Below are 16,386 nucleotides of genomic sequence, written 5' to 3'. Positions count from 1 at the left end.
AGGAACCGGGGAGCCGCAAAACATGAGCGATCCGAGCCGCACGGGCCAGGCCCGGACCATGAAGATGCGCGGCGACTTCGTGCTGTTGCGTGCCGATTCGCTGCGCCTGTTGATCCCTCAGCGCGACGTGTCGTCGACCGAATACATCGATCAGACACCTGTCGCGACCGCCGAGCCGGGCGTTTTCGTGCTGGGGAACCAGCCGGGCGGGACGCAGGCGGTGCTGGCGCTGTCGGCGCAGATGGATTTGCTGGACATGTTTCCGCCGGATCGCTTCCTTCTGACCCGTTTCACGGGCTCCCGCCAGGGCGCCGCATTGGCCTGGACCGAAGTCCGCGTCCTGATCGATACGGAGCTCGAGTTTCATGCCATGCCAGCCGTCATGCAAGGCAAGGTGGAGTTGATCGACGCCTACGTCGAGATCGACAGGGAGCTTGCTTTTTGCACGACGGCGCAGCGCATGCTCCCCGAGACGCTGAGGCATCCGGACTGAACCATGGACATGCAACTGCCCGTTCTGGTTGACGATGCGCTCCCCGCTGAAGCAGGGCGTGAAACCCCGGCCTTGGCCTGTGTACTGGAATACGCCGCGGACTCGTTCATCGCGCTGCCGGTTCATGCTGGCGTCGAACTGGTCGAGTCGCCCCGGCTTGTGCCGGTGCCCGGCATGGCGCATTTCTGCCGGGGCCTGGTGGCCTGGCAGGGCAGGCAACTGCCACTGATCGACCTCCAGGCCTACCTGGGGGGCATGGATTCGTCGGCTTCTCCGCCCTTCAGCCATGTGCTCATGGTGGCCTATCAGGTGGCGCCCGGTGTAGCCATCGACTATGGAGCATTCTGTGCCCCCTTCCTCATCCGCATGGTCGAGGTGGTCGACAGCAACCAGTGCCCGCTGCCGGTTGGCCAGGCGTTCTGGGACGGCATCGCCATCTCGTGTTTTTTGCACCAGGGAAGGGTGATTCCCGTGCTTGAACCTTCACGCATTTTCACGAGTCCGGTTTCCCCCGCCACCCCTTGAAAGAGGTCGTATGCTGTCGCAAAACTTTCTGGATACACCCAAGCGCATCTCCAAGCCTCGGGATTTTGGGCTCACCGCCTTGATCGACAACGGCGTCCCGACCCGTTACTTCACGGATGTGGTGGAGAGCGACGCTGCCTTGATCGATGTCGTCAAGTTCGGCTGGTGCACGGCCATGGTCACCAGTGAACTGGAAAAGAAGATCCAGTGCCTGATCGACAACGACGTGATGTTCTATTTCGGCGGCACCCTGTTCGAAAAGGCGCTGGCCCAGAAGAAACTGGACGCGTTCTACCGTTTCCTCAAGCATTACAACTGCCAGATCGTCGAAATCTCCAACGGTACCTTGCCGCTTTCCATCGAGGAAAAGGGCAAGCACATCGCCGATTTCGCCGAGGAGTTCTACGTCCTGAGCGAGGTTGGAAAGAAGGACATCGACGAGGCCGACAACATGCCGATCTCCCAATGGATTGCCGAAATCCACGCCGATCTGGCCGCCGGAGCGAAGCGGGTCATCCTGGAAGCTCGGGAATCTGGAAAGAGCGGCATCTGCGATGCCCAGGGCCGTCTGCGCTCCGACCTGGTAGAGAGCATCAGCAATGCCCAGTTCAACTCTTCCGATGCCATCTGGGAGGCGCCGACCAAGGCCTTGCAGACCAAACTGATCGCTGCGCTCGGCCCCAACGTCAATCTGGGCAATATTGCCTTTGGCGACGTGATCGGCCTGGAAACCTTGCGGCTGGGCATCCGGTCCGACACCTTTTCCCTCTACGACGGGCCGGACGGGCGCTTCGTCGAACCCGAGGCCAAACCGAGCCGCTTCAGTACGGGCGTGGAGCGGCGCCGCAAACTCGAAGGTGCGGGAAAGAACGAGTGGCCTCAGCCGGCCACTTTGATCCCCGGCATGGTGAGGCTCAAGTAATACAGGGCGTCGTCTTGATCGGAAGGCCTGATGCACCGGCGTGGCGAGATGAGCGGCCCGGCACCTGATATCCGGATCCTGCGAGGGACCGATCAGCCTTATCCCGACGCCGACATCAATATCGTCATTGATGTCATTCGCGCGTTCACGGTGGCGCACGTCGCCTTTCTGCGTGGTGTTCTGGAAATCCTTCTGGTCAACACCGTCGATGAGGCCATGAGCCTGAAGGCGCGTGAGCCTTCCTTGCTGCTGGCTGGAGAAATCAAGGGCCTCGGCATTCCCGGCTTTGATCTCGACAATTCGCCGTACCGCGTGGCCCAAGCCGAATTGGCGGGCCGCACCCTGGTTCAGAAGACCACCAACGGGGTCAAGGCCACCTTGGCGGCGCTGGCGGCCCGCCATGTTTTTGTCACCGGCTACTCCAATGCCATGGATACCGCCGGGCACGTACGCGATCTGTTGGCCAGGAATGGGCTGCGGACCGTCAATGTGATCGCGTCGCACCCCCAGGACGACGACGATCTGGCCTGTGCCGAATACATCCGGGACCAGATCCTGGGCCTGCGCCAGCTGCACCCGGACGATGTGGTGGAACGCATCCTGCGCTCCAGGCCGGCCGCGAAATTTCTGGCCGTGCCGGCCGGCGAATTCGAGCCCAGGGATCTCGATTTCTGTGTCCGTGCCATCCCGTCCGGATTCGTCATGGAAGTCGATCGCATGTCCAAGGTGCCGTCCATCCGCAGGGTGGTTTCAGCTCAAACTCAATCTCATTAATTACTTTAGGTTTTTCTCAGAGTTAATTGATATTTAAAGACTTTGTTCAATTTATTGTCGTTTGATGGAATTTCTTTAACTTTATACGATGTATATTATGTTAAGTAATAAAGGCATTCCAAAAAACAGCTTCAGGTCACCTCAAAACCTAGCGTGGGTGCACTGGCATCTGTAAAAGATGCGCCCAGAGCAATCTGGCCTCGACCGTGCAAGACGCACTCTTCCCTGCGCAGCAGCAGTTCTGATCGAGCCCCCACAAAACGGATCCAGGTGCCATAGCTGCTCATGTCGATGAGCATGATGCGCCCATGGCGCCATTCAAGGCGTGCATGCGTGCGCGACACACGCGGGTCGGCTACGACAAATTCACAATGGCGGATGCGTCCGATGTGCGCCGGTAACTCAAAGGCCCGAAAGACGCGCTTCTGGTCACCCCAGCTCAGGTGGACCTCTTGCCCCAGGGCGTCGGCCTTGGCGGCCTTGCTCATGGGATCGATGTCTCCCTGCATGGTGATGAAGTCGGTAGACTGGTCCTCGTGCCACTCCACCTGGTAAACATTGCAGGGCTCGACGCGGCCACGTACGCTGATGGGACCCAGAGGCCTGTAGCGAATACCGTTGGCCCGGCTGGAATAGTCCAGATCGGGGCTTTCCGCCCAGATTTCATGCGGGCCGGCCAGATCACTGAGCCTGGATGCGATGTTCACGGCATCACCGTAGCAATCGCCATTCACAATTTCCACCTCGCCGGTCGCCACCCCAACGCGTATCGGCAGGTGCTCGGCCAAGGGCTGCTGCAGGAGGTTCATCTGGTGCTGGCGCTGCAGATCCACGACGGCATTGACCGCCACGGTGGCGTCCTGGAACACGGTCAGGACGCCATCGCCGAGTGTCTTGATGACCTGCCCGCCCTGGGCTTGCAGGACCTCACAAATCCAGCGCGTCAACTGCGTGACGGCTCGGGTGGCCCTGATATTGCCTAGTGACTCGAAAACGGAGGTGCTGCCGGCCAGATCAGTGAAAACGACGGTGGTGTTGACACCCATGCGCGAACTTGATTGATTTCTTCTGTAGACAGTTTAGGGCATCCCCGAACGCTTGGATACCGCGGCTCAACCCTCGGTCCAAGTGGCTGGACAAGCATACAGCCCTCCGGTGTTGCTTGATGTATCTTGGGTAAATTATTGATTTGTATGTTGTTTTACGATGACATTCAGAGCATAAATCGGTTGTGGGAAACCCGCAGTGAAATTACCCTGCGGAAGTCGTTGAGTCTGTCGATCAATACATACAAGAACATATGAACAAATTGGCCAGCCAATTCATCAGCAGCATGCAGGGACTGCTGGGCCGCCCCTTGGCGGAGGAAGCTCACGCCACGGTCCGCATTGAGGACATCCGCCAGGCGATGCTCGACTCTCTGGGTGACGAGGGTTGCAGCAGCTACCCGCACATTGAGCGGCGTGTGCTGTTTGCGCCGGATCTGCACGGCCTTTGGTACCTTCGCGCCGACATCATGGTGGCCATTTCCTCCCTGCAGGGGGAAGGCGTGGCCAACCAGAAAATCCGCCTGATCACCGGCATGTTCGAAGGCTTGCTGCCCCGGGGCATGATTTCGCGTCCAGGTAGCCTGAGCCGCTGAACTGGGCGCCCGGTCGGGCTTCAATCCGCGTGGGCGTGGCCCCACAGCAGCAGTGCATCGCGCCCCTGCACCACCAGATCACAGGCCTGGCCGACGGGTAGCAATACCTTGGTCGGTACGTGCCCAAAAGGCAGGTTGCTCAAGACCGGCACCTTGAGCTGGCTGCGCAGCCAGTTGATCACGGACTGCAGTTTGAAGCCCTTGTCGTGCGGCACCAGCTTGTAGCCTGTGAACTGCCCCAGTACGATGGCTTTCTGCTGAGCCAGGACACCCGCATGCAGGAGCTGGGTCAGCATGCGCTCGATGCGGTAAGGGTGCTCGCCCACGTCTTCCAGAAACAGGATGCCGTCCTTCACGGCCGGAAAAAAGGGGGTTCCCAGCAAGGAGCACAGCACGGCCAGATTGCCGCCCCACAGCACGCCGTCATCCACCTTGAAGTTGGCCGCATCGCCCAGACGCCGGGCGTGAAAAGCACTGACCTGGGCCAGATCGGATTCACGCTCCTTGGCCTGACGCCAGCCGGCGCCCTCCCCCTGCCCCTGGATCATGTCGTCGAAACAGGCCTCCATGATGTCGTCCGGCCCGTTCTGGCCACCGGCACCATGCCCATCGGCCACGTCCGCCCGGTCACTCACCCCGAAGCCTTCGCACAGCGAGGGACCGGCCCAGGTCACCGAACCTGACCGGGCCAGCACGGCCAGCTGGAAGGCCGTGAAATCGCTCAGGCCGACGAACTGCGTGCCTTTTTCAATCGCCTTGGCCACGCGCTTGTAGTGGATCCCCGGGAGGATACGGGTCAGGCCGTAGCCCCCACGTGAAATCATCGCCACATCGGCACCACTGGCAGCCGCCCGGTCGATGGCAGCCAGCCGGGTGGCGTCATCACCGGCAAAGCGCTGATGGCTGGCCAGGGCTGCTTCGTCGATCTCGACCTCATGGCCCAGGGCCTGCAGGCGCTTGACGCCGCGCCGGAAGGCGGCTTTGTCGCGCACGGCGCCCGAGGGGGAAAAGATGTAGATGTGTTTCTTCATGAAGCGCTGATTATCGGGGCGGGAAATGGCGCAGCGCAGCCTGTGCGATGGACTCGCCCTGCTCCTGGACAAAATGCCCGCCCTGCGCCACGCGCATGGGCTCGGGGCAGTCGCGTATCGTCTTCTGCAGCTTCTGCATGGCCGGCCAGCCCAGCACCGGGTCCTGCATGCCCACGGCCATCAGGCTGCGGCCCTGCCAATCGTTTTGCCAGAAGGCGCGGGCCTGGCGTGAAATCGCGGCGCCATCGGCATCTTCGGTTTCCGGCACCATGGGCGGAAAGGCGCGCAAAGCCGCGCGGTGCCCACGATCGGGAAAGGGCGCGTTGTAGGCCGCGCACTCCGCATCACTCAACTGCGGGTTGCCGCGCGCCAGCAGACGACCGACGTCGTAGTCCGGTTTTTTGGCACACATCTCGCGCCAGGCCAGGAAACCCGCTGACAGGGCTTGATCTCCCGTGGCCAACATGGTGTTCATGGCCAGCAGGCCGTCGTAGCGCTGCGGTGCGGCCAGGGGCAGGGTCAGGCCCAGCAGTCCGCCCCAGTCCTGCACCACCAGGACGATGTTGTTCAGGTCGAGCTGTTCAACGAACTCCAGCAGCACCTGGCGATGCCAGCTGAAGCTGTGGGCAGACTCCTTCTTGGGCTTGTCGCTGCGACCGAAGCCGATCAGGTCCGGCGCCACCACCCGATGGCCGGCGGCCAGAAAAACAGGCAGCATCTTGCGGTAGAGATAGCTCCAGCTCGGGTTGCCGTGCAGGCACAGCCAGGTGAGCGGGGCATCATGCGGACCTTCGTCCAGGTAATGCAGGCGCAGCCCGGCCAGGGCCGGCAATTCACTGAGGTAATGCGGCGGCCAGGGATAGCCAGGCAAGTCGACAAAACGCTCCTCCGGGGTACGCAATGTATCTTCGCGCACCGGCTGGCTGGCGCGCCTATGGTCCTGGCGCTTGCGCTGAAAGAACTCCTGCAAGAGCGCGCCGCATTCGGTGGCCAGCACCCCGCCCCGCACCTGCGTCTGGTGGTTGAGCTGCTGGTTGGCAAACAGGTCCAGCACCGAGCCGGCCGCGCCGGTCTTGGGATCGGGTGCGCCGAACACCACGCGTTTGAGCCGCGCGTGCAGCAGGGCCCCGGCACACATGGGGCAAGGCTCCAGCGTGACGTAGAGCTCGCAGTCCTCCAGCCGGTAGTTGCCAAGCCGGGATGCAGCATCGCGCAAGGCCCGGATCTCGGCATGCGCCGTGGGGTCGTGGCTGCCGATGGGCGCGTTGTGGCCGGTCGCGATCACGACGCCCTGGTGCACCAGCACAGCGCCCACCGGCACCTCACCGGCGTCGGCGGCCTGGCGTGCCAGCGCCAGGGCCTGTTCCATGAAGTCGGCTTCAGTTGCCATGCAGCCCCAGGCGCTCCATCCAGGCCGCCAGTTCGCGTTCATTCGCGTTGCCCTTGGCGTAGGCTGCTTTCATCGCCGCATGCGCCTCGGGACGGTGCTGGTTCAGCTTGAGCTTGCACTGCAGCGCCGTCACCCGCAACTCGAAGGCCACGATGCCGGCCAGCATCTTGTGCGCATAGTCCTCGCCCAGGCTGCGCCACTGCGCAGCGTAGGCCGGCTCGTGGTCACCGATGAGCTTCTTCAGCAGCCCGTCCTTGGCCTCGGCGCTCTCGACCAGGGTGGCCTGCACGGTGCAATGCACGGCCAGGTAGTTCCAGGTCGGCACCCGCGCAAGATCCGGGTAGACACTGGGTGACATATAGGCGTGAGGGCCCATGAAGGTCACCACGGCCTGAGGCCGGGCCTGCAAATGGCGCCAGTGCGGGTTCGGTTTGGCCACATGGCCAAGCAGCACGAGCTCGGCGCCCTCCTCCTGCACGTGCAGCGGCAGGTGCGTCACATAGGGCAGGCCGTCGTCATCCGGGCTGATGAGGCTGGCAAAGGGATGCGCACGCATCAGCGACTGGGCATGCGCGCGTTCCTCGGATTTGAACTGGGGCGGCAGGTACATGTTGCGGCTAGTTTAGCCTCGCACCTGAGCCGACGGCGCCGGCGGAGGCCACACGATGCGTGTTTTCTGATACCTTTACCGGGAACGGGGACAAATTCAGGACACGACACAGGCACAGGCATGAGCGGCGCGCTGGTGGGATTCAGGATAGACGGCGAGAAAAAGCTGCACCGACTGCACGGCGAGCGCAGCTGTGAAAGCGTGCTCACCGAATTGCTGGCCTACCTGCACCGCGTCAGCGATGCCCGTCTGGACACCTATGCCCGCACGCTGAAGCTGGTCGGGCCGGAACACGGCCCCTTTCCGGGGGAAACCGACCAGACCGTGATCCAGGCTTTCTTCGAAGACCATTTCGGCGAAACCTGCCCGTTTCACACCTGGGCGGAGACCTTTGATGCCCTGCCCGAACTGGAGGGCTGGCATGCCGGCTTTCCTTTCATGCCGGCGGCGGCCATCAAGAGTTGCGGTGACGTGTCCTGGGGTTTTCTGATCGACCTCGATACCGGCACGCTGCAGATCTTTGTCAACCGCCACGCGCGCTTCCAATGGAGCGACATGGCCGACACCCAGCCCGCCTACTGCACCCTGCCCCTGGCCCATGCACGCCAGTTGACCTCGCACGATCTCTCGGCCCTGCATGGCTTGCTGCACCAGCATTCCTACTCCGACGGCATCGATCCGGTCCTGCCCCTGCAGGATGCCGTGTCGGCGCCTTTTCCCGGGCCGGGGCCGTGGCAGTCCAGGCTCAAGCTGGCCCACGGCCGTGCCCGGCTGTTGCTGGAGCGCGGCCCCCTCAGGGCCAAGCTCAGGCAGGTCGGCGAGCTGAGGCTGGACGATGCCCACTGCGGAGCGCTGCTGCGCGAAGCGCTGGCCCCGCCCGTGCTGGCGATGGCACAAGCCATTTACGGGCCGGACGCGAATCTCGGGCAGGTTGCCCACGTGGCGGCGCATCTGCCGGCCTTGCCCTACGCGCCGGACGACGGCGGCCTGCCCCTGCTCGACCTCGGCCTGAGCACGGCCTCCGGGCTGAAGCTGGCCTTGGGGTTCGGCTTCTTCGACACGGTGCGCTCGCGCTTTCTGGCCGCCGGCATGAGCACGCAAGGCTGGCGTTTCCTGATCAAGCAGGACAACGCCGTGCTGCGTTTCGTGCTGCAGTTCTTCCCGCCTTCGGCCCGTATCCTGGGATCTTTCACCCATTTCATCAATCTGCTGGCGAGCGCCTTGCAAAGCGAACCGCTGCGGATCGAGCGCTGCCAGCCAGCCTTGCGCGGCGTCGAACGCATCCTCGACCGTACGCGCGGCCGTCCTGGCCCGCTGCGCGAAGACAATGCACGTATTTTCCTGCGTGCCATCATGCGGGCCCGGCTGTCCATGGAAGAGGAGGCTAATCTGGCCCATGAGGCGCAGGATGTGTCCGATTTCGTCTACGCCCACACAGCGGTGCTCAAGGGGGTGACCTGGCGCTCGCTGTGCCGCCGCTCGGACGAGTGGCACCGGGCGCTGTTGATCACGGTCGATCCCGACAAGGATGTGCGCTGGCCCGCCCTGCTACCGGTGTATGCCACGGGACCCTTCCTCGCCGTGGAACTTGATTCAGGTTTTTTGCTGGCCGAGGAAGGTCTGGAACAGCGCCACTGCATCGGCACCTATGCCAATGCCTGTGCCAGCGGCGCCACCCGGGTTTTCTCCTTGCGCCACAACGGCCGGCGCGCCGCAACCATCGAACTGCAACGCGGCCATGACGGCTCCTGGCACATGGTCCAGATCCGTGGCAAGGCCAACACGGCGATACATGACCCGGCCCTCCTGGACGCGGCGGGCCAGCTGACACGGGCCTATTCGGAAGCCGCGCAGGCGCGCGAGCGCGTGGAATTCGCCAGGGTTCGCGAGCGGCAGCCGTCGAGCGGCTCGCTGTCGCCCTCGCTGCTGGTGCCGCAACAGGAGTACTGGACTGGCTAGGGCCGGTTCACCGCGCGGGCCCGCGGGAGATCACTCCCACTCGATGGTGGCCGGCGGCTTGGAGCTGATGTCGTAGGTGACGCGGTTGATGCCACGCACCTCGTTGATGATGCGGCTCGAGACCTTCTTGAGCAGTGCATAGGGCAGTTCGGCCCAGTCGGCGGTCATGAAGTCGCTGGTCTGCACGGCGCGCAGCGCGACCACGTAGTCGTAGGTGCGGCCGTCGCCCATCACGCCCACGCTCTTGACCGGCAGGAAGACCGTGAAGGCCTGGCTGGTCAGCTCGTACCAGGTCTTGCCGGAAATCGGGTCGATGGTCGAGCGCAATTCCTCGATGAAGATGGCGTCGGCCCGGCGCAGCAGGTCGGCGTAATCCTTCTTCACTTCACCCAGGATGCGCACGCCCAGTCCCGGGCCCGGGAAGGGATGGCGGTAGACCATGTCATGCGGCAGACCCAGGGCCACGCCGAGTTCGCGCACCTCGTCCTTGAACAGGTCACGCAGCGGCTCCAGCAGCTTGAGGCCCAGCTGTTCCGGCAGGCCGCCCACGTTGTGGTGGCTCTTGATGGTGACGGCCTTCTTGCTCTTGGCGCCACCCGATTCGATGACGTCGGGATAGATGGTGCCCTGGGCCAGCCATTTGGCGCCCTTGGCGCCTTCACCCTTGAGTTTGGCGGCTTCGGCCTTGAAGACGTCGACGAACAGGCCGCCGATGATCTTGCGCTTCTGTTCGGGATCGCTGACCCCGACCAGCTTGCCCAGAAAGAGCTCGCTGGCGTCGACCCGGATCACCTTGGCGTGCAGCTTGCCGGCGAACATGTCCATGACCATGTCGCCCTCGTTCAGGCGCAGCAGGCCGTGGTCCACGAAGACGCAGGTCAGCTGGTCACCGATGGCACGGTGGATCAGGGCCGCGGCCACCGACGAGTCGACGCCGCCGGACAGGCCCAGGATGACCTCCTCGTCGCCCACCTGCTGGCGGATGGCCTCCACCGCCTCCTTGACGTGGTCGCGCATGACCCAGTCGGCGCGGGTGCCGCAGATCTCCAGCACGAAGCGCTCCAGGATCGCCCTGCCCTGCACGGTGTGCGTGACTTCGGGGTGGAACTGCACGGCATAAAAGCGGCGCTGCTCGTCGGCCATGCCGGCGATGGGGCAGCTGGGCGTGGACGCCATGAGCTTGAAGCCGGGCGGAAAGGCCGTGACCTTGTCGCCGTGGCTCATCCAGACCTTGAGCATGCCGTGGCCTTCGGGCGTCGTGAAGTCGGCGATGTCCTTGAGCAAGGCGGTGTGGCCATGGGCCCGCACCTCGGCGTAACCGAACTCGCGCTGGTGGCCGCTTTCCACCTTGCCGCCCAGCTGCTGCGCCATGGTCTGCATGCCGTAGCAGATGCCCAGCACCGGCACGCCCAGCTCGAACACAGCCTGCGGTGCCTTGTCAGTGCTTTCCTCGTAGACGCTGGCATGGCTGCCAGAGAGGATCACCCCCTTGAGCTGGCCGTCGGCTGCGAACTGCCGCACCCAGTCATCCGTGACATCGCAGGGATGGACCTCGCAGTACACATGCGCTTCACGCACACGGCGCGCGATCAGCTGCGTGACCTGGGAGCCGAAATCGAGGATGAGGATCTTCTGGTGTTGCATGGCGGTACAGGAACGGTTCGGTCCATCTGAATAGCAAAGGCCCGAACGCCGTGAATGGGGGTTCGGGCCTGGGCTGTGCTTGTCTCAGTCAGCGCGGTAGTTCGGCGCTTCCTTGGTGATCTGCACGTCGTGCACATGGCTCTCGCGGATACCAGCCGAGGTGATTTCCACGAACTCGGCCTTGTTGCGCATGTCCTCGACCGTGGCGCAACCGCAATAACCCATGCTGGCGCGCAGACCGCCAGCCATCTGGAAGATGATGGCGACCACCGAGCCCTTGTAGGGCACGCGACCTTCGATGCCTTCGGGCACCAGCTTGTCGGCCTGCGGGTTGCCGGCGGTCGATTCCTGGAAGTAGCGGTCGGCGCTGCCCTGCTGCATGGCGCCGATGGAGCCCATGCCGCGGTAGCTCTTGTAGCTGCGGCCCTGGAACAGCACGATCTCGCCCGGCGCCTCTTCGGTGCCGGCGAACATGCCGCCCATCATGACGGTGCCGGCACCGGCCGCGATGGCCTTGGCAATGTCACCGCTGTAGCGGATGCCGCCGTCGGCGATCAGAGGCACACCCGTGCCCTTGAGCGCCGTGGCCACGTTGTCGATGGCCATGATCTGGGGCACGCCCACCCCCGCCACGATGCGGGTGGTGCAGATGGAGCCGGGACCAATGCCGACCTTGACCGCGTCGGCACCGGCTTCCACCAGGGCCAGCGCAGCCGCGCCGGTGGCGATGTTGCCGCCGATCACGTCGATCTGCGGGTAGTTCTGCTTGACCCAGCGCACACGATCGATCACGCCCTTGCTGTGGCCGTGGGCCGTGTCCACCACGATGGCGTCCACGCCGGCCTTGACCAGAGCCTCGACACGCTCTTCCGTGCCCTCGCCCACACCCACCGCCGCGCCCACACGCAGGCGGCCAGCGGCATCGCGCGCGGCGTTCGGGAAATTGAGCTGCTTGGTGATGTCCTTGACGGTGATCAGGCCCTTGAGCTCGAAGGCATCGTTGACCACCAGCAGGCGTTCCAGCTTGTGCTTGTTCAGCAGGGCCTTGGCCTCGGCCGGGGTGGTGCCATCGGGCACGGTGATCAGACGCTCGCGCGGGGTCATGATCTCGCGCACTGGCAGCTCGTAGCGGGTTTCGAAGCGCAGGTCTCGGCCCGTCACGATGCCCACCACCTTGCCTGCGACGACCACCGGGAAGCCGGAGACGCCCAGCTCGTCGGAGAGTTTCATCACCTCACGCACTGTGGTCTCGGGGGGGATGACCACCGGGTCACGCAGTACGCCCGATTCGTAACGTTTGACCTTGGCCACCTGGGCGGCCTGCTCGGCCACACTGAGGTTCTTGTGGACGATGCCAATGCCGCCCTCCTGGGCGATGGCAATCGCCAGGCGGGCTTCTGTCACCGTGTCCATGGCCGCAGAGACCAGGGGCAGGTTCAGGGAGATGTTGCGTGAGAAACGGGTCGCGAGAGAGGTGTCCTTGGGCAGGACCTGGGAATACGCCGGCACCAACAACACATCGTCGAAGGTGAGCGCTTTACCTAGAAGGCGCATGTCTAAGCTCCAAAAGAAGAATTGTACCCGCCTCGCGACCGGTTTCCCCGCTGGCCCGCTGCAGGGACACCACAGCCAGCACACCCTGGAATCAAAAACTCGGCCCGGCGGCGCTACACTGCTGTCATGAAACCGATCCGCCCCCTGATCTGCATGGCCCTGTGCCTCTATGCGCTCGCGGCCAGCGCCCAATGGCAATGGATGGACAAGGACGGCCGCAAGGTCTTCAGCGACCGTCCTCCGCCGTCCGATATCCCGGAGAAAAGCATCCTCAAGCGCCCCGGTGGTCGCGGATCCGCCGCGACGCCGGCAGTGGCACCCGCAGCGGCCCCTGGTGCGGCAGCAGCCCCGGCTGGCGTCGACAAATCCCTGCAGGAGAGGAAGAAGCAGACCGAGGATGCCGAAGCCGCCAAACGCAAGGCCGATGAAGAGCGCAACGCCCGCGCCATGGCCGACACATGTAGCCGTGCCCAGCAAGCCAAAACCGGTCTGGATTCCGGCGCGCGCATGGCACGCACGAACGAAAAAGGCGAACGCGAGTTCATGGACGAAGCCGCCCGCGCCGCCGAAGGCGAACGCCTGCAGGGCATCATCAATGAGAACTGCAAGTAGTCAGTAGCCCGACTTGGCACCGGCCCGCTTTTGGGCGAACAGGCCGGCCCTGCCGGCACCCTGCTTGGCAAAACGCTCGCGCCGCGCCACCTTGGGATCGATGCGCAAGGGGCGATAGACCTCGACCCGGTCCTGCGCACGCAGCACCTGTTCACGCGTCGCCTTGCGTCCCCAGACCCCCACCGGCGCATGCAACAGGTCGAGTTCCGGATACCTGCCGGCAAGGCCGCTGGCCTGCAGGGCCTGTGCCACGGTGCTCCCAGCCGGCAGGCGCAGGGGGATCTCGCACACCTGGCGCGCGGCCGGTGCATAGGCGACCAGTATCTCGATGTCCATCTCAGGCCCCATAGACCTGCTCGGCGCGCTTGACGAAAGCATCGACCAGGCTGGCGGCAATCTTGTCGAACACCGGGCCGACCAGCCTGCCCAGCAGCGCGTTGGAAAAACCGTAATTCAAGGTCAGCTCGACCTTGCAGGCGCGCTGGCCGCCCTCACCCACAGGCAGGAAATTCCACCGGCCTTCAAGCTGCGAGAACGGCCCCTTGACCAGTTCCATCCGCACTTCGCTGCCCGGCACGTGGGTATTGCGGGTGGTGAAGCTCTGATGGATGCCGCTGAACGCAATGCCGACCTCGGCCGTGGCGCCGCCCTCATGAGCCTCCACGATGCGAGCGTGATCGCACCAGGGCAGGAACTCCGGATAGTCGGCCACGCCGACGACCAGCGCGTACATTTCCTGTGGGCTGTACCAGATCAGAACGGACTTGTGGACGGTTTTCATAGAATGCTGGACCCGCAGGCCCAAACGGAATTGTAAGTTTGCTGCCCGCCCCCATTTGAGACTCCATGGCCAAAAAACCCGAAACGCCCGCCCGCATTGCCGACAACAAGAAGGCCGTCTTCAATTATTTCATCGAGGAACGCTTCGAGGCCGGCATGGTGCTGGAGGGCTGGGAGGTCAAGGCCGTGCGTGAAGGCAAGGTCCAGCTGACCGACGGCTACGTGGTGATCCGCGACGGCGAGATGTACATCATCGGCTGCCAGATCAACGCGCTCCAGACCGCCTCCACCCACGTCCGGCCCGACGCCGTCCGGACCAAGAAGCTGCTGCTCAAGAAGGACGAGATCCGTCGCCTGATTGGCAAGGTCGAGCAGAAGGGCTACACCCTGGTGCCGCTGAACCTGCACTGGAAAAACAACAAGATCAAGTGCGAGATCGGTCTGGCCAAGGGCAAGGCCGAGCACGACAAGCGCGACACCATCAAGGATCGCGAGGGCAAGCGCGAGGTGGAGCGCGCCATGAAAAGCCGCAGCCGCTGATTTCATTTATTTTCTGGCGTATGGAATAAACCGGGGCCAGCCGGCGTTTATCCCGTTGAGCACGCTTTTGTGCCGCAACCCGACGGAGATGACCATGGCATTGACCGCTCCCCGCGCCAAGCGCGCCTTCCTGCTTCTGACCCTGTCCGCTTCCCTTTTCGCTGGCTGTGCCTCGATGGCCGCCGGCCCGGCCAAGGTGGTCGACGGCGTGCTGACCGGCCCCAACGGCATGACGCTCTACACCTTCGACCGTGATACCGCCGGCAGCGGCAAATCCGTCTGCAACGGCCCGTGCGCCACCAACTGGCCGCCCCTGATGGCCGGCGACACAGACCAGGCCAGCGGTGACTACACCATCATCACCCGCGACGACGGCAAGAAGCAGTGGGCCCTCAAGGGCAAGCCCTTGTACTTCTGGGCCAAGGACATGAAACCGGGCGACCGCACCGGCGACGGCTTCAACAAGGTCTGGCAACTGGCCCGTCCCTGAGCCTGATCGGCCGGTGACCCGGTGAGCGGTATAAAGTTCGTCCATCGATGAACCGGCAACCCCTGATCGCACACATCCCCGCCTTGCGTCGCTACGCCCGCGCGCTGACCGGGGAGGCCTGGGCCTGCGACGACCTGGTGCAGGACACGCTGGAGCGTGCCTGCGCCAAATGGCGGCTGTGGCTGGTCGGCTCGGATCTGCGGGCCTGGCTGTTCACGATCATGCACAACCTGTATGTGAGCCAGGTCCGCCACCGCGTGCGCCAGGGTGACCTGGCCCATCCTCTGGACCTGGCTGAACTGGACCAGGAACCCGCGGCACCCGCGTCCTCCACGGACAGCGCCATCGACCTGCAACGCTGCCTGCTGCGCCTGCCCGAGGAACAGCGCGTGGTGTTGCTGCTGGTCACCCTGGAAGACCTGTCCTATGCCGAAGTCGCGAAGATCACGGGCGTGCCGGTGGGCACCGTGATGTCGCGCCTGTCGCGGGCGCGCAGCCGGCTGCAGGAACTGATGGACGCATCGGCACCCCCACCGGCCCGCAGCGTTGCGGCCACCGAATCCCTGGCGCCGCCCCTGCGGCGCCTGAAATGAGAAACTGAAGACCGCCATGGATAAGCGCCCCGAGCACCCCGTCCCCGAAGCCGAATTGCACGCCCTGCTCGACGGCCGGCTCGATGCCGGCGAGCGTGCCGACATCCAACGCCGGCTGGCGCAGGATCCGCAGGCCAGCGCCACGCTGCAAGCCTGGCAGCGCCAGCGCGACGCCTTGCGTTGCCTGCATGGGGACGTGCTGGCTGAACCGGTCCCGGCCTCCTTGCTGGCCGCCGCTGGCCAGGCCCAGCACGCCCGCCAGCAGGTGCAGCAGTGGTGGCGCTGGGGGGGCATGGCCGCCAGCGTGGCCCTGGCGTTTGGCCTGGGCTGGTTCACGCATGGGCAGCAGCAGGGATCATCGGCAGCGTTGCTGGCCCGCCAGCAGCCGGCGCGCGAATTCGTGCACCAGGCGGCGCTGGCACATGCGGTCTATGTGCCTGAAGTCCGCCATCCGGTCGAGGTGAGTTCAGCGCAGGAAGATCACCTGGTGCAGTGGTTGTCCAAACGCCTGGGCCGTCCGCTCAAGCTGCCCCGGCTGAACGAACAGGGGTACGAGCTGGTCGGCGGCCGCCTGCTGCCAGGCGACGAAGGCGCCCGCGCCCAGTTCATGTACCAGAATGCGCGCGGCGAGCGTGTGACGCTTTATCTGGGCAGCACGCCTGGAAAGGTAAGCGGCGGCGGTGCCAGCACGGAATTCCGTTACAGCGCGGATGGCCCGGTCCCGGGCTTCTACTGGGTGGAAGAAGGTTTTGCCTACGCGCTGTCAGGCACGCTGACGCGCCCCCAATTGCTGCAGCTGGCGCAGGCGGTCTACCACCAGCTCTGAC

19 protein-coding genes are annotated in these 16,386 nt (G+C 64.2%); 11 read left to right on the top strand and 8 right to left on the bottom strand.

Annotation, left to right across the window (positions count from 1 at the left end):
• Positions 1 to 22 precede the first annotated feature (22 nt).
• The 4 genes from AO057_RS11995 to AO057_RS11980 are packed head-to-tail and all read left to right on the top strand — an operon-like array spanning position 23 to position 2,714.
• Complete coding sequence (locus AO057_RS11995; RefSeq protein ID WP_057676172.1) at positions 23 to 493, top strand: hypothetical protein; 471 nt, start codon at positions 23 to 25, stop codon at positions 491 to 493.
• Between the two features lie 3 nt (positions 494 to 496).
• On the top strand, positions 497 to 1,018 hold the full coding sequence (locus AO057_RS11990; protein WP_057676171.1) for a chemotaxis protein CheW: 522 nt from the start codon (positions 497 to 499) through the stop codon (positions 1,016 to 1,018).
• 10 nt (positions 1,019 to 1,028) lie between these two features.
• Entirely contained in the window at positions 1,029 to 1,940 is a 912-nt protein-coding gene (locus AO057_RS11985; protein WP_082605538.1) for a phosphosulfolactate synthase, read from the top strand.
• 30 nt (positions 1,941 to 1,970) lie between these two features.
• The gene (locus AO057_RS11980) at positions 1,971 to 2,714 is read left to right on the top strand and encodes a 2-phosphosulfolactate phosphatase (RefSeq protein WP_205630021.1); all 744 of its coding nucleotides are present in this window, start codon (positions 1,971 to 1,973) and stop codon (positions 2,712 to 2,714) included.
• Positions 2,715 to 2,845: 131 nt separating this feature from the next.
• Here AO057_RS11980 and AO057_RS11975 read toward each other — a convergent pair whose 3' ends face one another.
• Positions 2,846 to 3,760: an adenylate/guanylate cyclase domain-containing protein gene (locus AO057_RS11975; RefSeq protein WP_057676170.1), complete on the bottom strand. Its 915-nt coding sequence runs from the start codon at positions 3,758 to 3,760 to the stop codon at positions 2,846 to 2,848.
• Between the two features lie 254 nt (positions 3,761 to 4,014).
• Between AO057_RS11975 and AO057_RS11970 the strand changes: the two genes are divergently transcribed.
• On the top strand, positions 4,015 to 4,356 hold the full coding sequence (locus AO057_RS11970; protein WP_057676169.1) for a hypothetical protein: 342 nt from the start codon (positions 4,015 to 4,017) through the stop codon (positions 4,354 to 4,356).
• Positions 4,357 to 4,376: 20 nt separating this feature from the next.
• On the opposite strand, the gene AO057_RS11965 is transcribed toward AO057_RS11970, so the two are convergent.
• From AO057_RS11965 to AO057_RS11955, 3 genes are read right to left on the bottom strand one after another with little or no spacing between them, the layout of a single operon-like run.
• A complete protein-coding gene (locus AO057_RS11965; protein ID WP_057676168.1) occupies positions 4,377 to 5,387 on the bottom strand; it encodes an LD-carboxypeptidase in 1,011 nt (336 codons plus the stop codon).
• Between the two features lie 10 nt (positions 5,388 to 5,397).
• Positions 5,398 to 6,777 (bottom strand): tRNA adenosine(34) deaminase TadA, encoded by a 1,380-nt coding sequence (gene tadA / locus AO057_RS11960; protein WP_057676167.1) that lies wholly within the window; start codon positions 6,775 to 6,777, stop codon positions 5,398 to 5,400.
• A complete protein-coding gene (locus AO057_RS11955; protein WP_057676166.1) occupies positions 6,767 to 7,387 on the bottom strand; it encodes an FMN-binding negative transcriptional regulator in 621 nt (206 codons plus the stop codon). The genes tadA and AO057_RS11955 overlap by 11 nt, the downstream gene beginning before the upstream one ends.
• A gap of 120 nt (positions 7,388 to 7,507) precedes the next feature.
• On the opposite strand from AO057_RS11955, the gene AO057_RS11950 reads away from it, so the two are divergent.
• Positions 7,508 to 9,346 carry a PcfJ domain-containing protein gene (locus AO057_RS11950; protein ID WP_057676165.1) on the top strand — a complete coding sequence of 613 codons (1,839 nt, stop codon included), beginning with the start codon at positions 7,508 to 7,510 and terminating at the stop codon, positions 9,344 to 9,346.
• A gap of 30 nt (positions 9,347 to 9,376) precedes the next feature.
• Here the strand turns inward: AO057_RS11950 and guaA are convergent, their stop codons facing one another.
• On the bottom strand, positions 9,377 to 10,990 hold the full coding sequence (guaA, locus tag AO057_RS11945; RefSeq protein ID WP_057676164.1) for a glutamine-hydrolyzing GMP synthase: 1,614 nt from the start codon (positions 10,988 to 10,990) through the stop codon (positions 9,377 to 9,379).
• 84 nt (positions 10,991 to 11,074) lie between these two features.
• Positions 11,075 to 12,544: an IMP dehydrogenase gene (gene guaB / locus AO057_RS11940; protein WP_057676163.1), complete on the bottom strand. Its 1,470-nt coding sequence runs from the start codon at positions 12,542 to 12,544 to the stop codon at positions 11,075 to 11,077.
• Between the two features lie 126 nt (positions 12,545 to 12,670).
• On the opposite strand from guaB, the gene AO057_RS11935 reads away from it, so the two are divergent.
• The gene (locus tag AO057_RS11935) at positions 12,671 to 13,156 is read left to right on the top strand and encodes a DUF4124 domain-containing protein (RefSeq protein ID WP_057676162.1); all 486 of its coding nucleotides are present in this window, start codon (positions 12,671 to 12,673) and stop codon (positions 13,154 to 13,156) included.
• Here the strand turns inward: AO057_RS11935 and AO057_RS11930 are convergent, their stop codons facing one another.
• Both AO057_RS11930 and AO057_RS11925 read right to left on the bottom strand, forming a co-directional pair.
• The gene (locus AO057_RS11930; protein WP_057676161.1) at positions 13,157 to 13,492 is read right to left on the bottom strand and encodes an RnfH family protein; all 336 of its coding nucleotides are present in this window, start codon (positions 13,490 to 13,492) and stop codon (positions 13,157 to 13,159) included.
• A gap of 1 nt (position 13,493) precedes the next feature.
• Positions 13,494 to 13,937: a type II toxin-antitoxin system RatA family toxin gene (locus tag AO057_RS11925; protein ID WP_057676160.1), complete on the bottom strand. Its 444-nt coding sequence runs from the start codon at positions 13,935 to 13,937 to the stop codon at positions 13,494 to 13,496.
• Between the two features lie 65 nt (positions 13,938 to 14,002).
• Here AO057_RS11925 and smpB point away from each other — a divergent pair, with 65 nt between their 5' ends.
• The 4 genes from smpB (at position 14,003) to AO057_RS11905 (ending at position 16,385) form a co-directional block, all read left to right on the top strand.
• A complete protein-coding gene (smpB, locus tag AO057_RS11920; protein ID WP_057676159.1) occupies positions 14,003 to 14,476 on the top strand; it encodes an SsrA-binding protein SmpB in 474 nt (157 codons plus the stop codon).
• A 94-nt stretch (positions 14,477 to 14,570) separates the two neighbouring features.
• Positions 14,571 to 14,966, top strand: a complete 396-nt coding sequence (locus tag AO057_RS11915; protein ID WP_057677274.1) for a COG4315 family predicted lipoprotein — start codon at positions 14,571 to 14,573, stop codon at positions 14,964 to 14,966.
• Positions 14,967 to 15,013: 47 nt separating this feature from the next.
• Positions 15,014 to 15,559, top strand: a complete 546-nt coding sequence (locus tag AO057_RS11910) for an RNA polymerase sigma factor (protein WP_057676158.1) — start codon at positions 15,014 to 15,016, stop codon at positions 15,557 to 15,559.
• 16 nt (positions 15,560 to 15,575) lie between these two features.
• Positions 15,576 to 16,385 carry an anti-sigma factor family protein gene (locus tag AO057_RS11905; RefSeq protein WP_057676157.1) on the top strand — a complete coding sequence of 270 codons (810 nt, stop codon included), beginning with the start codon at positions 15,576 to 15,578 and terminating at the stop codon, positions 16,383 to 16,385.
• The last annotated feature ends 1 nt before the right edge of the window (position 16,386 follow it).

The organism is Curvibacter sp. PAE-UM (genome assembly GCF_001432305.1).
Taxonomy (GTDB): domain Bacteria; phylum Pseudomonadota; class Gammaproteobacteria; order Burkholderiales; family Burkholderiaceae_C; genus Hylemonella.
This window is presented reverse-complemented; position numbering and strand designations above follow the sequence as displayed.